Origin of the sequence: Nocardia sp. NBC_00511, from assembly GCF_045161165.1 — a bacterium.
GTDB lineage: Bacteria > Actinomycetota > Actinomycetes > Mycobacteriales > Mycobacteriaceae > Nocardia.
Window position 1 is genome coordinate 7,781,236 of the sequence record NZ_CP107849.1, and the last position, 20,065, is coordinate 7,801,300.

Here is a 20,065-nt window from a genome sequence, read left to right on the forward strand (position 1 = left end):
GCCGAACTCCGGTTGTGGAGAGTCCGCGCTCGACCCGGGGGCCCGGCAGCGCGTGTCCGTTTTCGGCTATCCTGCCGAGACGTGACTCAGTTCACTCTCGTGTAAGCACATGCAAGGAGCGGTTGGGAAATGTTGAGCACCATGCAGGACGAGCAGTTGTCGCTGGCGACACTGCTGCGGTACGCATCCACCTTCCAGGGCGACAGCTACGTCTCCACCTGGACCGGCAGCGGGATACGCACCCAGACCTACCGGGAGGTCGGCCAGGATGCCGCCCGCCTCGCCAATGCCCTGCGTGACCTCGGCATCGGTGTGGGCGATCGGGTCGGCACCTTCATGTGGAACAACAACGAGCACATGGTCGCCTACATCGCGGTGCCCGCGATGGGCGCGGTGCTGCACGCGCTGAACATCCGGTTGTTCCCGGAGCAGCTGGTGTACGTGGCCAACCACGCCGAGGACCAGGTGGTCATCGTCGACGGTTCGCTGCTGCCGATGTTCGCCCAGTACCTGCCCAACCTGACGACGGTGCGCCACGTCATCGTGGCCAACGGCGACGCGGCCGCGCTGGAGGCGCCCGAGGGCGTCACCGTGCACTCGTACGCGGAACTGCTTGCGGCGCAACCGGATACCTACGACTTCCCGGTGATCGACGAGCGTTCGGCCGCGGGCATGTGCTACACCTCCGGCACCACCGGCGACCCCAAGGGCGTCGTCTACTCGCACCGGTCCAACTGGCTGCACGCCATGCAGGTGATCTCGCCCAACGGCATGGGCTTCACCGCCGCCGACACCGTGCTGGCCATCGTGCCGCTGTTCCACGCCAACGCCTGGGGCATCCCGTACGCCGCGCTGATGTCCGGCGCGAACGTGCTCATGCCCGACCGCTTCCTGCAGCCCGCGCCGCTGCTGGAGATGATGGCCGAGGTCAAGCCGACCTTCGCCGCCGCCGTGCCCACCATCTGGGGTGGCGTGCTGGCCGGGCTGCAGGCACAGCCGCAGGACATCTCGCACCTGCGCACCTGTGTGGTCGGCGGTGCGGCCGTGCCGCCGTCGATGATGCAGGCCTTCCAGGAGCGCCACGGCGTGACGCTGCTGCACGCGTGGGGCATGACCGAGACCTCCCCGCTGGGCTCGGTGGCGCACCCGCCCGCCGGGACCGAGGGCGACGAGGCCTGGTCCTACCGCTACACGCAGGGTCGTTTCCCGGCCGGTGTGCAGGCGCGACTGGTCGGCGACGACGGGGCCGTGGTGCCCAATGACGGTGTGGCGCTGGGTGAGCTGGAGGTCAAGGGACCGTGGATCACCGGGTCCTACTACTCGCCTTCGGGTTCCGAGGTCGACCCGGACAAGTTCGACGACGGCTGGCTGCGCACCGGTGACGTCGGCAAGATCAGCGCCAACGGCTACCTGACCCTGGTGGACCGGTCCAAGGACGTGATCAAGTCCGGCGGCGAATGGATTTCGTCGGTGGATCTGGAGAACGCGGTGGTCGGGCATCCGGCGGTCGCCGAGGCGGCGGTGATCGGCGTGCCGGACGAGAAGTGGGACGAGCGCCCGCTGGTCGCCGTCGTGCTGAAGGAGGGCACCGAGGCCAAGCCGGAGGAGCTGCGCGACTTCCTGGCCGGCAAGTTCGCCAAGTGGCAGCTGCCGGAGCACTGGGCCTTCATCGAGGAGGTGCCCAAGACCAGCGTCGGCAAGTTCGACAAGAAGCGGCTGCGTGCGCAGTACGCCGACGGCGCGCTCGCGGTCACCACGCTGTCCTGAAAACACCTGCCCGCCTGCCTCTTTCCATGTCGGAACGGGGTGGGCGGGCAGTTTTTCGCGATCGGTGGGGTGCGAACCTCGCCGAGAGGTTCCGCTCGCGAGGACTCGTCCGTAACGTTGGTTTGTGGGCGGATGCCCGCACATGGGGTGGACGAGGAGGTCCGGGTGACATTCGGGTTGATCAGGTCGGTGGGGGAGCGGGCTTACCTGGAGGCGGAGTCGGCGCGGCTGGCGTTCGGTGCGGGGCTGGCCCGGGTGGAATCGCCCGCGGTGTTGGTGTCGGCGGCCACGGCCATGGTGCGGTACGGGACGCTGGCTGCGGCGCTACGGCTTTCGGCCGCGCGCTACAGCGGGCGGGTCGCGGTGATCGACGAGCTCGGTGAGCTCACCTTCGCGCAGCTCGAGGACCGGTCCAATCGGCTGGCCAATGCCTGGCGCGAGCGCGGGCTCAAACCCCGTGAAGGCGTGGCCATCCTGGCGCGCAATCATCGCGGGCTGCTCGACGCCATCTTCGCCGCCGCCAAGTGCGGGGCCAAGATCATCCTGCTGAACACCGATTTCGCGGCTCCCCAGATCCGGGACGTCGCCACCCGCGAGGGCACCGATCTGCTCGTCTACGACGACGAGTACGCGCACATGCTGGCCGAGGTGAGCCCGCGCCGCGGCACCTACCGCGCCTGGACCGACGAGCCGCGCGAGGACAGCCTCGAATTCCTCATCGGCACCGGCTCACCCGCGTCACCGCCCGCGCCCGGGGCCGAACCCAAGATCATCCTGCTGACCAGCGGCACCACCGGCACGCCCAAGGGCGCGCCGCGGGCGGAGCCGAAATCGCTGCTGTCGCTGGGCGGTCTGCTGTCCAAGGTCCCGTTCCGGGTGAACGAGGTGACCGAATGCTGCGCGCCCATGTTCCACACCCTCGGATTCGCCTGCGCCATGCTGACTCTCGGCTTCGGCTCCACGCTGGTCATCCGCCGCCGCTTCGACCCGCAGGCCGCCATCGACAGCGTGGCCGAACACGGGGCCAGCACCATGATCGTGGTGCCGGTCATGCTCAACCGCATGATGGACCTCGGCGGCCGGGCGCTGACCGGGCGTGATCTGTCCGCGCTGCGCATCGTGTTCGTGGCCGGTTCCCAACTGGGCGCGCAACTCTGCCGCGAGGTGACCGCCGCCTTCGGGCCCGTCGTCTACAACCTGTACGGGTCCACCGAGGTCGCCTACGCCACCATCGCCACCCCGGCGGATCTGGCGGACGAGCCGGGTTGCGTGGGTTCGCCGGTACTCGGGTCGCGGGTGGAGATCCTCGACGAGCGGGGTCGTCGGGTGCCGGCCGGTGCGGTCGGGCGCATCTTCGTCGGCAACACCATTCAGTTCGAGGGGTACACCGGCGGCGGGCACAAGGAGATCATCCGCGGGCTGATGTCCTCCGGCGACGTCGGCCATTTCGACAGTGCCGGAAGGCTTTTCATCGACGGTCGCGACGACGACATGATCGTCTCCGGTGGCGAGAACGTCTTCCCGGTCGAGGTCGAGGAACTGCTCTACACCCATCCCGCCGTGCGGGAGGCCGCGGTCATCGGCGTCGCGGACGAGCAGTTCGGCGCTCGGCTCAAGGCGTTCGTCGTCGTCCACGACGGGCGGACCTTCACCGAGGTGGAGATCAAGGAGTTCGTGAAGGAGAACCTGGCCCGCTACAAGGTGCCGCGCGAGGTCGTCTTCCTCGACGAGCTCCCACGCAATCCCACGGGCAAGGTGCTCAAGCGCAAACTTCAGGAGGTCTGAGCCGCTACTCGGCCAGGCGGGACAGCAGCGCGGCGAACTCGGCGCGGGACAGGAAGCCGTCGCCGTCGAGATCGGCTGCGGTCAGCAGGGTTTCGGCGGATTCGTCGGACAGGCCCGGGCAGGTGCGCAGCAGCGATTCGAGTTCGACGAGTTCGATGAGCTCGTTGTGGTTGACGTCGAAGGTGTCGAAAGCGGCGTCGACATCTGTGATCTCGGGATCGCGGCCCAGGCGGGCGGCCTCGAATTCGGCGCGCGAGATCAGCCAGTCGCCGTCGGTGTCGGCGGCGGCCACCAGCCGTTCGACCGCCTCCGCGTCGATCTCCAGGCCGAGGGCGGTGATGCCGGAGAGGATGTCGTCCGCGGAGATGCGGCCGTCACCGTCGCGGTCCCACAGGGCGAAGGTGTCGGCGGGCTGGTCGCTGGCCACGGGTGCTCCTCGGTGCTGGAAATGCGGTGCCGCATCGGAAACACGGTGCGGCGTGGTGCATTCGATCGCACCGGGGAGCGGCGGTCAAGCGGAACGGTTCAGGCCCGGACCTGACGGCGGTAGGTGAGCCGGTCGAATTCGCGGCCGTACTCGTCCACCGCGACCACGTCCATCTCGCTGGCGAAGAAGCCGGGGCGGACATCGACGCGCAGGAAGGAATAGTTGCGGAAGCGGACTCGCGACCACGGGGCGGCCTCGTCCTGTTTGCCGCCGTCGGCGGTCCACACGTAGCTGTTGGGGACGGTGGTGTCGGCGACCTCGTTGCCACGGTAGGTTTCCGGCGAGCCGGGCTGGAAGCCGTAGCGCGGGCGGCCGCCACCGCCGACCGTGTAGTAGACGGTGCCGTCGGTCTCCGGGTAGACGATCGAATTGTCCGGGGCCGCTTTGGTCATGGCGTTCGCGCGGATCGGGTCGGTGCGCTCGAAGATGTGATTGTGGCCCTGTAGCACCAGGTCCACCCGGTACCGGTCGAACAGTGCGCACCAGGCGTCGCGGACGCCGCCGTCGCTGGCGTGCGAATCGGTGGTGGAGTACGCGCAGTGGTGGAAGAAGCAGACCAGGAAGTCGATGTTCGGGTCCGCGCGGTATCCGGCCAGCGTGCGCTCGGCCCAACCGGTCTGCGCGCCACCGGAATAGCCGGTGTTGGCCTTGATCTCGTAGGAGATGTCGTTGGCGTCGAGTGACAGCACCGCCACATTGCCGTAGGTGAAGGAGTAGGCCGACGGGCAGCCCGCGGGACCGTTGCCGGGCAGGTCCAGGCGCGCGAGATGCCCGCCGTAGCCGTGGGTGTCGTAGGCGGCCTCCATATCGTGGTTGCCGGTCGCGAACATCCACGGCGTCACCGACGCGCTGGCCTCGATGGCCCCGAAGTACACGTCCCACACATACGGATTGAACTTGTCGAACCCGTCGGTCACCTGCCCGCCGGACGGCACGAACTGCGGATTCTTGCCCGCCCCTGAGGGATCCGCGTACGCGATATCGCCCGCCAGCACGTGGAAGTCCGGTTTGCTCGCGCAGATCTGGCGCATGATGTTGCCGGCGTGCGGGGCTCCCGGATCGTTGTCGGGCTTGTAGTACCGGTCGTCGTAGTCGCCCGGGGCCAATCCGGGCGGCTGCGTGGGGGTTTCGTCGGTGCCCTGATCACCCATCATGGTGAATCGGAACGGCAGCACCGCGCTGCGGACACTGGGCATGGCGGGCGCGGCCGCGCGAATATCGCTGGTGAACCCGTCATCGGTGCGCCACCGATAGAAATGCGGGACCCGCCCCGCCAGCCCGTCCACCGGTGCGTGCGCGTAGAACTGCTCGGCCGCCAGCACCCCGCCGTCGCTCGACGGAATCTGCGTCACCAGGTTCCGCACCTGCGCCTCGACGGTCCCGCCCAGCACCGGCGTCGGCCCGTGATCGAGAAAAACCCTGGTGCCCTGCGGATTCCGCGACAGCTGCCCCGAGAACCGCAACTGCCCCGCCGCATCGGCCCCGAACCCGACGTGCCGCCCCGCCACCCCCAACTGCGCCTGATCGGCATACGCCCGGCTACCGAACGGCGACACCCCCGCCGCCCCCACCGCCGCAGCCGCCGCCGACCCCCGCAGGAAGTTCCGCCGCGACACCGGCCGACTCCGCAGATAGCGGCGATGCCACTCGTGCTGCTCGGCCATGCTCATGGACGCGGCCAAGGCCCCGGGCACCCCCGTATCGGGAACAGCGCCGGGCGGATTCAGGCGATTCGACGACATGCGCGGCATGCTGCCGCAATCCCCGCCCCGACACCAGCACCCCCGCCAACCATTCGGCGAATTATTCGCTAACTCACTCGGGCCTCGAATCACCCGGCGGGACCGCGGAGCTCCCCACCGTGAAATTCGGTGCGGTTCCCCACTGTGACGACTCCCTGATCTTGCCGTTCCCGGTCCATGGTCGGCAGCGATGATGCGCTGCCGCAAGGGGGTTGGTGGTCGTATGCTGGGCACGCGCGTCGGGCGGAGGTTAGGGAGAACACAGGTGTCGGGGGAGGGATATCTCGGCCACTATCGACTGGTCAGGCTGCTGGGTCGCGGCGGGATGGGTCAGGTCTGGCTGGCCGAGGACACCAAGCTGGAGCGGGAAGTCGCACTCAAACTGCTGCCCTCCGAGCTCGCCGCCGATCAGGACTACCGGCGTCGGTTCGAACGGGAGGCGCGGTCGGCGGCCCGGTTGCGCGGGCAGCATGTGGTCCCGATTCACGCCTTCGGCGAACTCGACGGCCGCCTGTACATCGACATGGAACTCGTCGAGGGTTCCGACCTGGGCAAGGTCCTGAACGAGACCGGAGCGCTCACCCCGGAGCGTGCGGTCGACCTGGTCGCCCAGGTGGCCGAGGCACTCGATATCGCCCACCGCGCGGGGCTCGTGCATCGAGATGTGAAGCCTTCCAATGTCCTGACGCTGCCCAGCGGCTATGCCTACCTGATCGACTTCGGCATCGCCCGCGGTACCGGACAATCCACCCTGACCGCCACCGGTGTCGCGGTCGGGACCTGGGCCTACATGGCCCCCGAAAGATACTCGGGCACCGAGGATCTCCGGTCCGACATCTACTCCCTGGCCTGCCTGCTGTTCGAATGCCTCACCGGTGCAAAGCCGTTCGCGCAGACCGATCCGGTGCAGCAGATGGCGGCCCACCTCACCGCCGACCCGCCCCGGGCCAGCGCCCAGCGTCCGGCCGTGCCCGCCGCCCTCGACACCGTGATCGCCAAGGGAATGGCCAAGGAACCGCAGCATCGCTACCCGAGTGCCGGCACCCTGGCCCTGGCCGCGCGGGCGGCGCTGGAGGGGCGGCCCGCCGTGCGAACCGCACCGTCGATACCGGCCCCGCCGACCACGAAATGGGATGGCGGACAGCCACCCTACGGCTACGGCCCCGGATATCCGGGACAGAGCCCGACACCCTATGGCCCGAACCCGACCTCGATGACACCGTTCCCGGCAGCCTCCCGAGATCCGAATCCCTACACGCCGCCGCCCGCCGCACTGCCGGTCACTCCGACCGGATGGCAACAGAGCGCGGCACCGCACGGTTTCGGTGTCGCCGCGCCACCACCGAATTCGGCCTACTCGGGGCCGCAGGCGCACGCCGGAACCTATGCGCCGTACGCGAAGGCGGGCTCATACGGCCAGCCGTCCGGTGGTTTCCCGCGGGCCGCTGCCGGCCCCCGCATCGGCCCGGGGCGGATCACCTGGTGGGTGTGCCTGCCGTTGCTGCTGTTGATATTCGGCACGTTCACCTTCCTCGGTGTGCACGACATCTTCACCCGTGGATTCCCGGGTGTGGCCGTCGCGGTCCTGGTCAACGTCTTCTTCGACGTGCCGTTCGTGGTGCTGTGCTGGCTGGCGGTGCGGGATATTCGTCGATTCGGCCTGCGGAAATAGGTTTTCGGGTCGCGCATGATGTTCGGAACACAGGAGGGCAGCGTGTCGGGGGATACCCGAGTCGGCCACTATCGGCTGGTCGAGTTGCTCGGCCGCGGCGGCATGGGAGAGGTCTGGCGTGCCGAGGACACCAGACTGGAGCGCGAGATCGCGCTGAAACTCCTGCCCGCGGAACTCGCGGTCGACCAGGAGTATCGGCGGCGGTTCGAGCGGGAGGCGCGGCTGGCCGCGCGGCTACGCGGGCAGCACGTCGTGCCGATTCATGCCTTCGGCGAACTCGACGGCCGCCTGTACATCGACATGGAATTGGTCGAAGGCACGGACCTGAGTGATGTCCTGCACGACAGCGGCGCGCTCACTCCGGAACGCGCGGTCGATCTGGTCTGCCAGATCGCCGCGGCCCTGGACATCGCGCACCATGCGGGGCTCGTGCATCGAGATGTGAAGCCCTCCAACGTGCTGACCCTGCCGAACGGCTACGCGTACCTGATCGACTTCGGTATCGCCCGAGCCTCCGGACAATCCACGCTGACCGCCACTGGTGTGGCGGTGGGCACCTGGGCCTACATGGCTCCCGAAAGATATTCCGGCGGCGAGGATCTGCGCTCCGATGTCTATTCGCTGGCCTGTCTGCTGTTCGAATGCCTGACCGGCGCAAGGCCGTTCGCGCAGACCGATCCGGTGCAGCAGATGGCGGCTCACCTCACCGCCGAGCCGCCCCGGGTCAGCACACACAGTGCGGCCATTCCCGCCGCCCTGGATTCGGTGATCGCGCGTGGCATGGCCAAGGGGCCCGCCCACCGGTACGCCAGTGCGGGCGAATTGGCCGCAGCCGCCCGGGCTGCGTTGCAGGCCGGGCATACCCCGTGGCCCGTCGTCGCCCCGGCCGCGCCGACCGCGAAATGGGAGGGCGGACAACCACCGGTGCGCTACGACCAGGGCTACCGGCCGCCGACCCCGCCGCCGCAGCGGTTCGATTCCCCGGGCGCGCCGTTCGTGTCCCCCGCGCCCGCCGCCCCAGGCGGATGGCAGCCGAATCCGAATCTTCAGGTGTATACGCCGCAGTCGGCCTGGACAGCAGGCGCAGCAGTGCCCGGAGTCGGAAATCCCCAGCCGCGCAGGCGAATCGGGGTCGGCCGGGTGCTGTGGTGGATCCTGCTGGCCGCGCTGATTCTGTTCTTCGGGCTGATGACCGCCGCGGGGATCGACATCTCGATCACCGAGCGGGAGAAGAGCGTGAGCTCCGAGATCGGGCTGATCGTCGTCATGATGATCTTGTTTGCCGCGCCGCTGGTGGTGTTCGGCTGGCTGGCCGTGCGGGACTTCCGCCGCTTCCGGCGTCGATAGGAAGGTCCGGACAGCAGGGTGCGACCGGGATTCCGGTCGCACCCTGCTGGTTTCGGCTCAGCAGTTGCGGAGTTCCGGGCTCTGGTTGAGGAGTTGGGCTCGGGTGGAGATGAAGGTGGAGTAGGTTTCGCCGCCTACAGCGGCGAGGGGGAAGGCGGCTACCCGGTGGCAGTTCTGGAAGGCGAGTTTCACGCCGAAGTGGCGTTCCAGGCCGCCGCGGATGGAGTCCGAGGCCATCGCGCGGAGCAGTTGGCCGCGGGCCGTCTCGTCCGGGGGCGGGATGGTGTTGTCGGCGTATTCCGCTGTGCCGGAACGTAAATCGGCGGCTACCCGGCTGACGACCTCGTAGGCGTAGGGCAGCGAATTGCGGACGCATTCGACGAACTCTGCGTCGCTCACTTCACCGCGTTCGGCTCGCTCGAGTAGTGCGTTGGGTACGTCGAGTGACATATCGCTCTCCTCATGGGATGGCGGAAGGTGCTTTTTCGAGTCTAAACGACCAGCGTTGTCAATAACCCTGGATTCGCAGTGAAAGTGCCCGTTCCAGTGCGCTTTTCGTATCCGCCGACAGCCTGCGGACCAGCTCGCCCGCCGGTAGCTCGGCCGCCAGCGAATGGGCCTGACCTGCCCAGAGATTCACTTCCTCGGCATTGCCCGCCGCTCGCGCGGCCGCCCGCAAAGGGCCGGTGGCGTAATGGATCTCGGGGTAGGCGACCGGGGCATCGGTGTGCTCCAGCATGAATCGGTTGCGCAGGCCGCGCGCTCGGCGACCGGTGAAGGCGCGGGTGAGCATGGTGGGGGTGTCGGCGGTGATCGCGGCGCGGATGAACGGCGCGGTGCCCGCCTCGGGGCAGCGCAGGAACGCGGTGCCCAGCTGGGCGGCCGCGGCACCGGCGGCCAGGGCCGCGGCGATCCCGGCACCGGTCGCGATCCCGCCCGCCGCAACCACCGGGACCACCACCGCCTCGCGGACCAGTTGCAGCAGCGCCAGCAGGGTGAGCGGATCGGCGGTGTCCTCGGTCGGATCGTCGACGAAGCTGCCGCGATGGCCGCCCGCCTCCGACCCCTGCGCGATCAGCACGTCCGCGCCCGCCGCGGCGGCCGCGCGGGCCTCGGCGACGGTCGTGATCGTCACCCACACCTCGGTGCCCACCACGTGCAGCCGGGTGATCTCGGCGGGCGACGGGCAGCCGAAGGTGGTCGACACCACCGCGACCGGGTCGGATTCGAGCAGTGTCAGTTTGGCGTCCCAGTCGTCGCTGTCGTAGCGGGGTTCGCCGACCGGGAATTCGCGGCCGAGATCGTCCACATAGGTAAGGAACCGATCGGTCGGACTCGGGGTGGACGGATAGAAGAGATTCACGCCGAACGTCGCGGCCGTGAGCGCGCGCGTGCTCTTCACGCGGGCGGCCAGTTCGGCGGCGGGGAGATATCCGGCGGCCACGAATCCGAGCCCGCCGGCCTCGGAGACGGCGGCCGCCAATTCGGGTGTGGAAGGCCCACCGGCCATGGGGGCGAGAACAATCGGGGTACCCAGCTCGTCGAGAACCATCCCACCAGTGTGCGCTTTCGGTTACCTTTTGTGATCAAGGGTTCGAAAGTGCGACCAGGCGTTATCGCACAAAAGGTTGCGAATTGGTCACAGACGAGTACAGTTTCCGTCACAGCGATGCCGAATCGTTACCGGACCCACCGAACGCTAGGACGAGCTTTGCCGCACCACCGAACTACCTCGAACTCCGTCTCTGTTATGGATTTGCTTGGTGATTCCGGTGCCCGTGCCGGCACCGTAGCTCGCACCCGCCACCGGGCCGAATCCCATACCGCGGGCCGCGTGAAGACCGCCGCCGGAGCCGCTGTCGCCGCCGGAGCCCTGATCGGCACCGCGACCCAGCTGGTTCCCGCCCTCGCTCATGCCGCGCCCCTGCTCCCCAACCACGACTCCAAGGTGACCATCGGCGAGGACCACGCCGCGGTCAAGGACACCGCCGCCGAGCTGAAGGAAGCCAAGCAGCCCGCGGCCCCCGTCGCCGACGCGGCCCCGCAGGCGCAGCCCGTGGCCGCGGCGGCCCCCACCCCCGCCGCCCCGACCCCGTTCGGCCTGCAGAACCTGCCGCCCGAGGTGTCCGGTCCGCTCGCGCAGGCCGAGGCCGCGCTCAAGCAGCTGCAGCAGACGGTCACCCCCGCCCCGCAGGCGGCCGTGGTCAAGCCGGTCGACGGCGCGCTCACCTCCGGCTTCGGAATGCGCTGGGGCGCCATGCATTACGGCATCGACTTCGCCGATCCGATCGGCGCGCCGATCCACTCGGTGATGGGCGGCACGGTGATCGACGCCGGCCCCGCCTCGGGCTTCGGCCTCTGGGTGCGCGTCAAGCAGGACGACGGCACCACCGCTGTCTACGGCCACGTCAACGACATGTACGTGACCACCGGACAGCGGGTCAACACCGGCGATGTCATCGCCTCAGTAGGCAACCGCGGCGACTCCACAGGCCCCCACCTGCACCTGGAGATCTGGGACGCCGCCGATCACAAGATGGATCCGCTGCCATGGCTGGCCAGCAAGGGCGTAATCATGCAGCAGCAGTGGGGCCCGGACCAGTAGAGCGTTCACCGGCCCCTTCGCCCGGACGATTTCCGGACCGGCGGCTGCCGGTGGGCGCGGTGACGACCACACTGGACGACCTCTTCGACCCGGCCTCGCTGCTCGGGCGAACCTTCGCGATGCTGGTACAGCATCCGCGCTCGACGCTGCTCGAAGTGGCCGAGCGCCTGAACGTGCCGCCGCGCGCCGCCGAGTCGGCGCTCGAGGCCCTCGGTCAGCTCGAGGCCGTGGTGCGGCTCACCGACGGCAAGGGCGTGGTGCGCTGGGACGCGCACGCGCCGGAAGCCTTGTCGGAGGCCGAGACTCGACGCCGCAGCCAGGATCTGCTGCGCATGCAGTCGGCCGCCGCGCGCCTGGGTGAGACCTTCCGCTCGGTGCGGCGCACCACCGATGCCGACGGCGCGGTGGTGGCCGTCTACGAACGACGCCAACTGCTGGCCGATTTCGAGGACCTGCAGCACACCGCGCACACCTGCGTGAAGGTGGTGGAGCGCGGCCCGTTCCTCTCCGATGTGGAGACCGAGGAGCGGATGTTCGAGCTGAAGACCTCGCGCATCACCGCGGGCATCGACTACCAGACGCTGTACCAGGAGACCATCTACCAGGATCCGGAGCGGCTTCGGCACGTGCTGGCCACCAATGCCGTTGGCGCGCAAGCGCGTACGCTGCCGGACCCGCCGATGAAGCTGATCGTCGCCGACGACCGGCGCGCGGTGCTGGTGCTGCACACCGACGAACGCCGCGGCGATCCGATGGGGGTGCGCGTCGGCGCGTCGCCGACGCTGGATCTGCTGGTGAAGACGTTCGGCGCACTGTGGCAGATGGCCACCCCCATCTCGGTCAATCCGGCCGAGGCCCTCGACGAGCGCGACAAGGCCATCCTGACGTTGATGAGCATGGGCGCGACCGACGACACCATCGCGCGGCGGCTCGGGCTGTCGCGTCGAACCGTGGTGCGGCGCACCGCGAGTCTGCTGGAGCGGCTCGGCGCGAGCACCCGATTCCAGGCCGGTGTGCAGGCCACCCGCCGCGGCTGGCTGTGACCCAAGCGGGTTGATTTCCAGGTGGGGGGCCATCTTCGGGGTGGTGGCACGGGTGCGCCCGCGAGCTGTGGCTCAACTCACATAGTGCAACGCTGGGCCGTGGTCATCGATAGTCAGAGCGCTTGACCGTTATCGAGCCCTCTCGGGCCCGGATATGATTGCCCGAGTCCGCTCTTCTGCTTTTCGAAACTGGGTTGGCCGAAGGTCTTCGGCGCGCGGACCCGATCGACCCGAGAGGTGAATGCACTCGAATGGATACTGCCCGCCGTACAGCTCGCGGTAATCGTCGGCGTCGGTCCGGCAGCCTGCTTTTCGGGCAGCTTCTCACCGCCGCGGTCGAGGCCGCGGCCGACTCGGTCGCGGTGCGGTTCAACCCCACCGGCACCGAAACCGGCCAGCGCGAGATCACCTACCGCGAGTTGGACGAGCAGTCCTCACGGCTGGCGCGTGAGCTGATCGGGCGCGACATCGGGCCCGGCGACATGGTCGCCATCGGCATCACCCGATCCATCGAATCGGTGCTGGCGGTCTGGGCCGTCGCCAAGACCGGCGCGGCCTACGTCCCGGTGGACCCGGCGTATCCGGCCGACCGCATCGAGCACCTGCTGACCGATTCGGGCGCGGTGCTGGGCCTGACTGTCGCCGCGTACCGCCCGAACCTCGACGCCGCCGCCGGTGCGGAGTGGATCGAACTCGACGATCCGGCGCTGGCGCGGCGACTGGCCGCGCAGCCCGCGCACCCCATCTCCTACGCCGACCGGGTGCGCCCGCTCACCGAGCAGCATCCCGCGTACGTCATCTACACCTCCGGTTCCACCGGCAAGCCCAAGGGCGTGGTGGTCACCCACACCGGCCTGGCCGGGCTGGCCGCCGCCGAACGCGAGCACTACGGGGTCACCGCGGATTCCCGCGTGCTGCACGTGTGCTCGCCCAGCTTCGACGTCTCGGTGCTGGAACTGCTGCTGGCCTTCACGGCCGGAGCCACCCTGGTCGTCGCGCCCGCGGGCGTGTTCGGCGGGGTCGAGCTCGCGGAACTCCTCGCGCGCGAGGAGGTCAGCCATGTGCTGATCACGCCGGGCGCGCTGGAATCGGTCGATCCGGCCGGACTGGACGCGCTGCGGACCGTGGTGGTCGCCGGTGACAAGTTCGGTCCGGAACTGGTGGCCCGCTGGGCAACTCCGACCCGCTCGTTCTACAACGGCTACGGTCCGACCGAGGCCACCATCCTGGCCACCAGCACCGCGCCGCTGCTGCCCGGCGCACCGGTCGTGATCGGTTCGGCCGTGCCCGGGGTGGGCGCGTTCGTGCTGGACACCCGGTTGCAGCCGGTGCCCGACGGTGTCGTCGGCGAGCTGTACCTGTCGGGTCCCGCGCTCGCCGAGGGCTACCACCGGCGGCCCGCGCTGACCGCCGAGCGGTTCGTCGCCAGCCCCTTCGGACCGGTGTCCGGCACGCCCGGCGCGCGCCTGTACCGGACCGGTGACCTGGTGCGCCGCAACGAGAACGGCGTGATCGAGTACCTGGGCCGCTCCGACTTCCAGGTCAAGATCCGGGGCCTGCGCATCGAACTGGGCGAGATCGACAACGCGCTCACCGCGCACGCCGACGTGGATTACGCTGCGACGCTGGGCAAGACGCTGCCCTCGGGCACCACCGCGCTGGTCTCCTATGTGCTGCCGCGCCCCGGCGCGACCCTCGACACCGCGGGACTGGCTGCGCACGTGGGGGAGTCGCTGCCCGCCTACATGGTGCCGACCGCGATCGTGGTGCTCGACGAGATCCCGCTGACCCCGGTCGGCAAGCTGGACCGCGAGGCGCTGCCGGAACCGGTGTTCGCGGCCCGCGAGTTCCGCGCCCCCTCGACCCCGGCCGAGATCGCCATCGCCGAACTGTTCGCGACGTTGCTGCTGCCCGATGATTCCGATGCCCGGGTCGGCGCGGACGACGACTTCTTCGAGCTCGGCGGCAACTCGCTGCTGGCCGCGCAGCTCGCGGCCCGCATCGGTACCGCGCTCGGTGTGCGGGTTCCGGTCTATCTGCTGTTCGAGGACTCCACCGTCGCGGGTCTGGCACAGCGGCTGGCGGGCGATTCCACTCCGGCCAGCGGTCCGGCGCTCGGCAGCCTGGCGCGCCCCGAGCGGGTGCCGCTGTCGTTCGCGCAGCAGCGCATGTGGTTCCTCAACCGCTTCGATCCGGACAGCGCCGTGGACAACATCCCGGTCGCGGTGCGGCTGCGCGGTGCCGTCGAAATCGAGGCGCTGCGTGCGGCCGCCCGCGACTTGGTCGCCCGCCACGAGGTGCTGCGCACCATCTACCCCGAGGTGGACGGCGAGGGCTACCAGCAGGTGCTCGCGATCTCCGATCCGCGTGCGGTGCCGGAACTTCCGGTGCTCGACATCGCCGCCGCCGACGTGCCCGCCCGGGTCGCCGAGGTGATCGGCGCGGGCTTCGACGCCACCGTCACCCCGCCGATTCGCCTGCGGCTGTTGCGGATCGCCGCCGACGAGTACGTGTTCGTCGCCGCCGTGCACCACATCGCCACCGACGGCGTCTCCATGGGCCCGCTCACCCGCGACCTGGTCACCGCCTACGCCCAGCGCGCACAGGGTGCGGAACCGCAGTGGACGCCGCTGCCGGTGCAGTACGCCGACTACGCGGTGTGGCAGCGCGCCACCCTCGGACGCGAAGAGGACGCGGACTCGCTGCTGGCGCAGCAGATCTCGTTCTGGCGCGAAGCCCTCGCCGACCTGCCCGACGAGCTGGTGCTGCCGTTCGACCGCCCGCGCCCGCCGGTCGCCTCCTTCCGCGGCGGCAACCACGCCTTCCGCATCGACGACGAGATCTACGCGGCCGCACGGCGTTTCGCCGAGACCCGCAACACCACGCTGTTCATGGTGGTGCACTCGGCGCTGGCGCTGCTGCTGTCCGGACTCTCGGGCAGCCGCGACATCGCCATCGGCACTCCGGTGGCGGGACGCGGCGCGGCCGAATTGGACGACCTCATCGGCATGTTCGTCAACACCCTGGTGTTGCGCACCGACGTCGACCCGGCGGCCGATTTCGATCAGCTGCTGTGGCAGGTGCGAGAGAAGGACGCCAATGCCTTCGGTCGCGCCGACGTGCCGTTCGAGCGCTTGGTCGAGCTCATCGATCCGATCCGCTCGCAGGCCCGCAACCCGCTGTTCCAGGTCATGCTGGCCTTCCAGAACATGGCCCCGACCCGGCTGGAACTGCCGGGGCTGACCGTCGCGGGCGCGGATCTGCAGATCCCGTTCGCCAAGTTCGACCTGCAGCTGACCATGCAGGAATCGCACGACGAGCACGGCGACGCCGACGGGCTGGCCGCCGAATTCTCCTACGCGCTCGACCTTTTCGACGCGGACACGGTCGCCGGATTCGCGCACCGCTTCCAGCGGCTGCTGGCCGAGGTCACCGCGCACGCGGACGTGCCGGTCGGCGATATCGACCTGCTGGCCCCGGCCGACCGGCAGCGGGTGCTGTCGGACTGGAACGCCACCGGCTTCGACATCGCGACCGCCGTCGGGCTGCCCGGCGTCGAACCGACCCTGGTGTCACTGTTCGAGGCACAGGCCGCCGCCACCCCCGACGCGACCGCGCTGGTCTTCGAGGGTGAGCGGCTCAGCTACCGCGAACTCGACGAGCGCGCCAACCGCCTGGCCCGCGAGCTCATGGGCAACGGCTACGGCGCGGGACCGGAATCGCTTGTCGCACTGGCGATGCGGCGGTCGGTCGAGCTGGTCGTCGCCATGTACGCGGTGGTCAAGGCGGGCGCGGCCTACGTGCCGCTGGATCCGGATCAGCCGGGTGACCGCATCGGCCACATCCTCGACACCGCCCGCCCGCGGGTGGTGCTGACCACCGAGCGCGACGGCTTCGGCGCGGACGGCCGCGATGTGTCGGTGCTGCTGGTCGAGCAGCTCGAAGGCGTTGCGCTGCACCGGCACAGCGGTGCGCGGATCACCGACCTCGAGCGGGTCGCGCCGTTGCAGGCGGCCAATACCGCCTACGTGATCTTCACGTCGGGTTCGACCGGTCGGCCCAAGGGTGTCGCGGTGTCGCACAAGGCGATCGTGAATCGTCTGGTGTGGATGCAGGCCGAGTATCGGCTCGGTGCCGATGATGTTGTCTTGCAGAAGACTCCGGCGACGTTCGATGTGTCGGTGTGGGAGTTCTTCTGGCCGTTGCAGACCGGTGCCGCGCTGGTGGTGGCGAAGCCGGACGGGCATCGCGATCCGGTGTATCTGGCGCAGGTGATCGCCGAACACGGTGTCACGACAGCGCATTTCGTGCCGTCGATGCTGGCGGTGTTCGTGGCCGCGCTCGGCGAGGATCAGGTGTCGGATCGTTTGCGTTTGCGGCAGGTGTTCGCCTCGGGTGAGGCGTTGCCCGCGCCGACCGCGCAGAAGCTGCGTGAGCTGACCGGGGCGCGGTTGCACAATCTGTACGGTCCGACCGAGGCCGCGGTCGACGTCACCTTCCACGAGGTGGTGGACGCGGACACGGTGTCGGTGCCGATCGGCCGTCCGGTGTTCAATACCCAGCTCTACGTGCTGGATTCGCGTCTGCACCCCGTCGCCCCGGGTGTCGCTGGCGAGCTGTACCTCGCGGGTGATCAGCTCGCGAGCGGGTATGTGGCGCGTCCGGATCTGACCGCTGATCGCTTCGTGGCCGACCCGTTCGGTGACGGCGAACGCATGTATCGCACCGGTGATCTCGTGAAGTGGAATGCTGCGGGTGAGGTGGAATACCTGGGCCGCACCGATTTCCAGGTGAAGCTGCGTGGTCTGCGCATCGAACTCGGTGAGATCGAAGCCGCCCTGCTCGCCCAGCCCGGCGTGGCCCAGTCCGTCGTGGTGGTGCGCGCCGACGCGCACACCGGCGATCAGCTGGTCGGTTACGCGGTCCGGGAATCCGGTGTCGAGGTCGACCCCGAGGCCGTGAAGTCCGCACTGGCGCAGGCGCTTCCGGCCTACATGGTGCCCGCCGCCGTGCTGGTGCTCGACGAGTTCCCGCTCAATGCCTCCGGCAAGCTGGACCGCAGGGCGCTGCCCGCGCCGGTGTTCGAGGTCAAGCGTTTCCGTGCCCCCTCGACGCCGATCGAGGAGATCGTGGCCGGGGTCTTCGCCGACCTGCTCGGCCTGGACCGGGTGGGCGCGGACGACGACTTCTTCGATCTGGGCGGCAATTCGCTGATCGCCACCCGCGCGGTCTCCCGCATCAACGAGGCCCTGGAGGCCACCGTCTCGGTGCGGGAACTGTTCGAGACCGCCGGGGTCGCGGCGCTGGCCGCCCGCATCGTGCCGGGCACCGCCACCGGTAGCCGCCCGTCGCTGGTGGCGGGCGAGCGTCCGGCGCACCCGCCGCTGTCGCTGGCACAGCAGCGCATGTGGGTGCTCAACCAATTCGACACCGGCTCACCGGCTTACAACATCCCGATGGTCATCCGCCTCACCGGCAGCCTCGACACGCACGCGCTGGCGCAGGCCGCCGAGGACGTGGTGGCTCGCCACGAGGTGCTGCGCACCCGCTACCCGGAGAACGGGCCCGGCGGCGCGCCGTACCAGGACGTGCTGTCGGTCGCCGACGCGCTGCCCAACGGTCTCGAGCTGGAGCGCGCCGACGACATCGGCGGCCGGGTGCAGGAGATGATCTTCACCGGATTCGATGTGGCGCAGCGTATTCCGGTGCGACTGCGACTGCTCACCGGTGACGCGCCCGACGACTACCTGCTGATCCTGGTCGCCCATCACATCGCCGCCGACGGCGCCTCACTGGCACCGCTGGCCCGCGACCTGATGACCGCGTACCTGGCGCGCACGGCAGGGGAGAACCCCGGCTGGGCGCCACTTCAGGTGCAGTACGCGGACTTCGCGCTCTGGCAGCACGGCATCATCGGCACCGACGACGACGAGAACTCGGTCGCCGCACAGCAATTGGCCTACTGGCGCGAACAGCTCGCCGGGCTCTCGGGCAGCACCCTGCTGCCCCTGGATCACCCGCGCCCGCCGGTCGCGTCCATGGCCGGAGCCCTCGTCGATTTCACCGTCGGCGCGGACGTCCACGCCGGACTGAACCGAATCGCGCGCCGCCACAACGCATCCCTGTTCATGGTCGTGCACGCCGCCGTCGCCGCCCTGCTGGCCCGCATGTCCGGCAGCGCCGACATCACCGTCGGCACGCCGATCGCGGGCCGTGGCGAACGCGCGCTGGACGATCTGGTCGGCATGTTCGTCAACACGCTGACCCTGCGCACGGCGGTCGACACCAACGGTTCCTTCGACGATCTGGTCGAGCGCGCCCGCGAGACCGACCTGTCGGCGTTCGCGCACGCCGACATCCCGTTCGAGCGGGTGTCCGAGGTCGCGGCTCCCGGTCGCGGCGCGGCCAATCCGCTGCTGCAGGTGGTGCTGGCGCTGCAGAACACCGAGACTCCCGAACTCGAGCTGCCCGGTCTCACCGTGTCGGCCGTGGACGCTGAGCTCACCACCGCCAAGTTCGATCTGCAGATCGGCGTCGACCAGCTCTACACCGTCGACGGCACCCCCGGCGAGCTGGCCTTCGTCTTCGCCTACGCCACCGAGCTCTTCGACGAGGAGACGATGGTTGCGCTGGGGCGCAGGCTGACCCGCATCCTGACCGCGGTGGCCGCCGACCCGCACATCCCGGTCGGTGACATCGATATTCTGGATGCCGTCGAACGCGAACGCGCGCAGGCGAATTCGGTCACCCCGCCGCCCGCCGCGGTCGCGCGCGGCACTGCGCTGCCGCAGTCGCTCTCGGCCGTGGTCGAGGACGATCCGGACGGTCCCGCGCTGGTGTGGGGCGAGGAGTCGCTGTCCTACAGCGAACTCGACGCCCGCTCCTCGCGGCTGGCCCGGGTGCTGATCGGCCGCGGCTGCGGTCCCGGTGCGGGCGTGGCGGTGCGACTGGATCGCGGCGTCGAGCAGATCGTGGCCACCTGGGCGGTGCTGAAGGCGGGCGCGGCGCTGGTGCCGCTGACGGCCGTCGAGGCGCTGCCGCCGACCGGGCTGGACGTGAAGGTCGGTCTCACGGCCGGGGTCGCCGCCCCGATCGCGGGCCTGGATTGGCTCTCGCTCGACGATCCCGCCGTGATCGCGGAGATCGCCGCCGAATCCGCGCGTCCGGTCACCTACGCGCACCGGACCCGGGCCCTGCGCGGTGAGGACACCGCCTTCGCCGCACCCGGTTCGGCCCCGCTCAGCTACGACCGGCTCGCGGTCCTGGTCGAGGGTGTGCGCGCCGATTCCGAGCTGACTTTCGAGGCCCGCACCTTCCAATTGGGTGCGGTCGATCACCCGCTCGCTCTGATCGAATCGGTGGCCGCCGGTACTGTCGGCGCATCGATGGTGTTGCCGAACCCCGGAACGGGGCTCACCGACGCGCTCGCCGACGAATGGGTCACCCACCTGTTCGCGGCGCATGATCGCCTGGGTGAGATCGATCCGGGCGCGTTGGAGGACCTCTCGGCGGTCGTCGTCGATGCCGCGGCACTACCGGCGACCTGGTCGGGAGTCATCGAGGTAGCCCTGCCCGACTTGTAGGCCACCGCCGATCGAGCCGGGCCGAGTAACACGC

11 protein-coding genes are annotated in these 20,065 nt (G+C 69.5%); 7 read left to right on the top strand and 4 right to left on the bottom strand.

The window, feature by feature from the left end; genetic code table 11:
- Window positions 1-129 precede the first annotated feature (129 nt).
- Entirely contained in the window at window positions 130-1,767 is a 1,638-nt protein-coding gene (locus tag OG300_RS36225) for a long-chain fatty acid--CoA ligase (RefSeq protein ID WP_405488914.1), read from the top strand.
- A gap of 165 nt (window positions 1,768-1,932) precedes the next feature.
- Window positions 1,933-3,552: an acyl-CoA synthetase gene (locus tag OG300_RS36230; RefSeq protein WP_405488916.1), complete on the top strand. Its 1,620-nt coding sequence runs from the start codon at window positions 1,933-1,935 to the stop codon at window positions 3,550-3,552.
- A gap of 4 nt (window positions 3,553-3,556) precedes the next feature.
- Here the strand turns inward: OG300_RS36230 and OG300_RS36235 are convergent, their stop codons facing one another.
- Window positions 3,557-3,979: an EF-hand domain-containing protein gene (locus tag OG300_RS36235; protein ID WP_405488918.1), complete on the bottom strand. Its 423-nt coding sequence runs from the start codon at window positions 3,977-3,979 to the stop codon at window positions 3,557-3,559.
- A 98-nt stretch (window positions 3,980-4,077) separates the two neighbouring features.
- Window positions 4,078-5,781: a metallophosphoesterase gene (locus OG300_RS36240; RefSeq protein WP_405488920.1), complete on the bottom strand. Its 1,704-nt coding sequence runs from the start codon at window positions 5,779-5,781 to the stop codon at window positions 4,078-4,080.
- 265 nt (window positions 5,782-6,046) lie between these two features.
- On the opposite strand from OG300_RS36240, the gene OG300_RS36245 reads away from it, so the two are divergent.
- Window positions 6,047-7,453, top strand: a complete 1,407-nt coding sequence (locus tag OG300_RS36245; protein ID WP_405488922.1) for a protein kinase domain-containing protein — start codon at window positions 6,047-6,049, stop codon at window positions 7,451-7,453.
- A gap of 15 nt (window positions 7,454-7,468) precedes the next feature.
- Complete coding sequence (locus tag OG300_RS36250) at window positions 7,469-8,800, top strand: protein kinase domain-containing protein (RefSeq protein WP_405488924.1); 1,332 nt, start codon at window positions 7,469-7,471, stop codon at window positions 8,798-8,800.
- 57 nt (window positions 8,801-8,857) lie between these two features.
- On the opposite strand, the gene OG300_RS36255 is transcribed toward OG300_RS36250, so the two are convergent.
- Together OG300_RS36255 and OG300_RS36260 are read right to left on the bottom strand one after the other, a co-directional pair.
- Complete coding sequence (locus OG300_RS36255; protein ID WP_405488926.1) at window positions 8,858-9,250, bottom strand: SCO5389 family protein; 393 nt, start codon at window positions 9,248-9,250, stop codon at window positions 8,858-8,860.
- Between the two features lie 58 nt (window positions 9,251-9,308).
- Complete coding sequence (locus tag OG300_RS36260; protein ID WP_405488928.1) at window positions 9,309-10,352, bottom strand: nitronate monooxygenase; 1,044 nt, start codon at window positions 10,350-10,352, stop codon at window positions 9,309-9,311.
- Between the two features lie 198 nt (window positions 10,353-10,550).
- Between OG300_RS36260 and OG300_RS36265 the strand changes: the two genes are divergently transcribed.
- The 3 genes from OG300_RS36265 to OG300_RS36275 all read left to right on the top strand — a co-directional run bounded on the left by OG300_RS36265 (window position 10,551) and on the right by OG300_RS36275 (window position 20,031).
- The gene (locus OG300_RS36265; protein ID WP_405488930.1) at window positions 10,551-11,405 is read left to right on the top strand and encodes a M23 family metallopeptidase; all 855 of its coding nucleotides are present in this window, start codon (window positions 10,551-10,553) and stop codon (window positions 11,403-11,405) included.
- Window positions 11,406-11,464: 59 nt separating this feature from the next.
- Entirely contained in the window at window positions 11,465-12,448 is a 984-nt protein-coding gene (locus tag OG300_RS36270; protein ID WP_405488932.1) for a LuxR C-terminal-related transcriptional regulator, read from the top strand.
- 251 nt (window positions 12,449-12,699) lie between these two features.
- Window positions 12,700-20,031 (top strand): amino acid adenylation domain-containing protein, encoded by a 7,332-nt coding sequence (locus OG300_RS36275; RefSeq protein WP_405488934.1) that lies wholly within the window; start codon window positions 12,700-12,702, stop codon window positions 20,029-20,031.
- The last annotated feature ends 34 nt before the right edge of the window (window positions 20,032-20,065 follow it).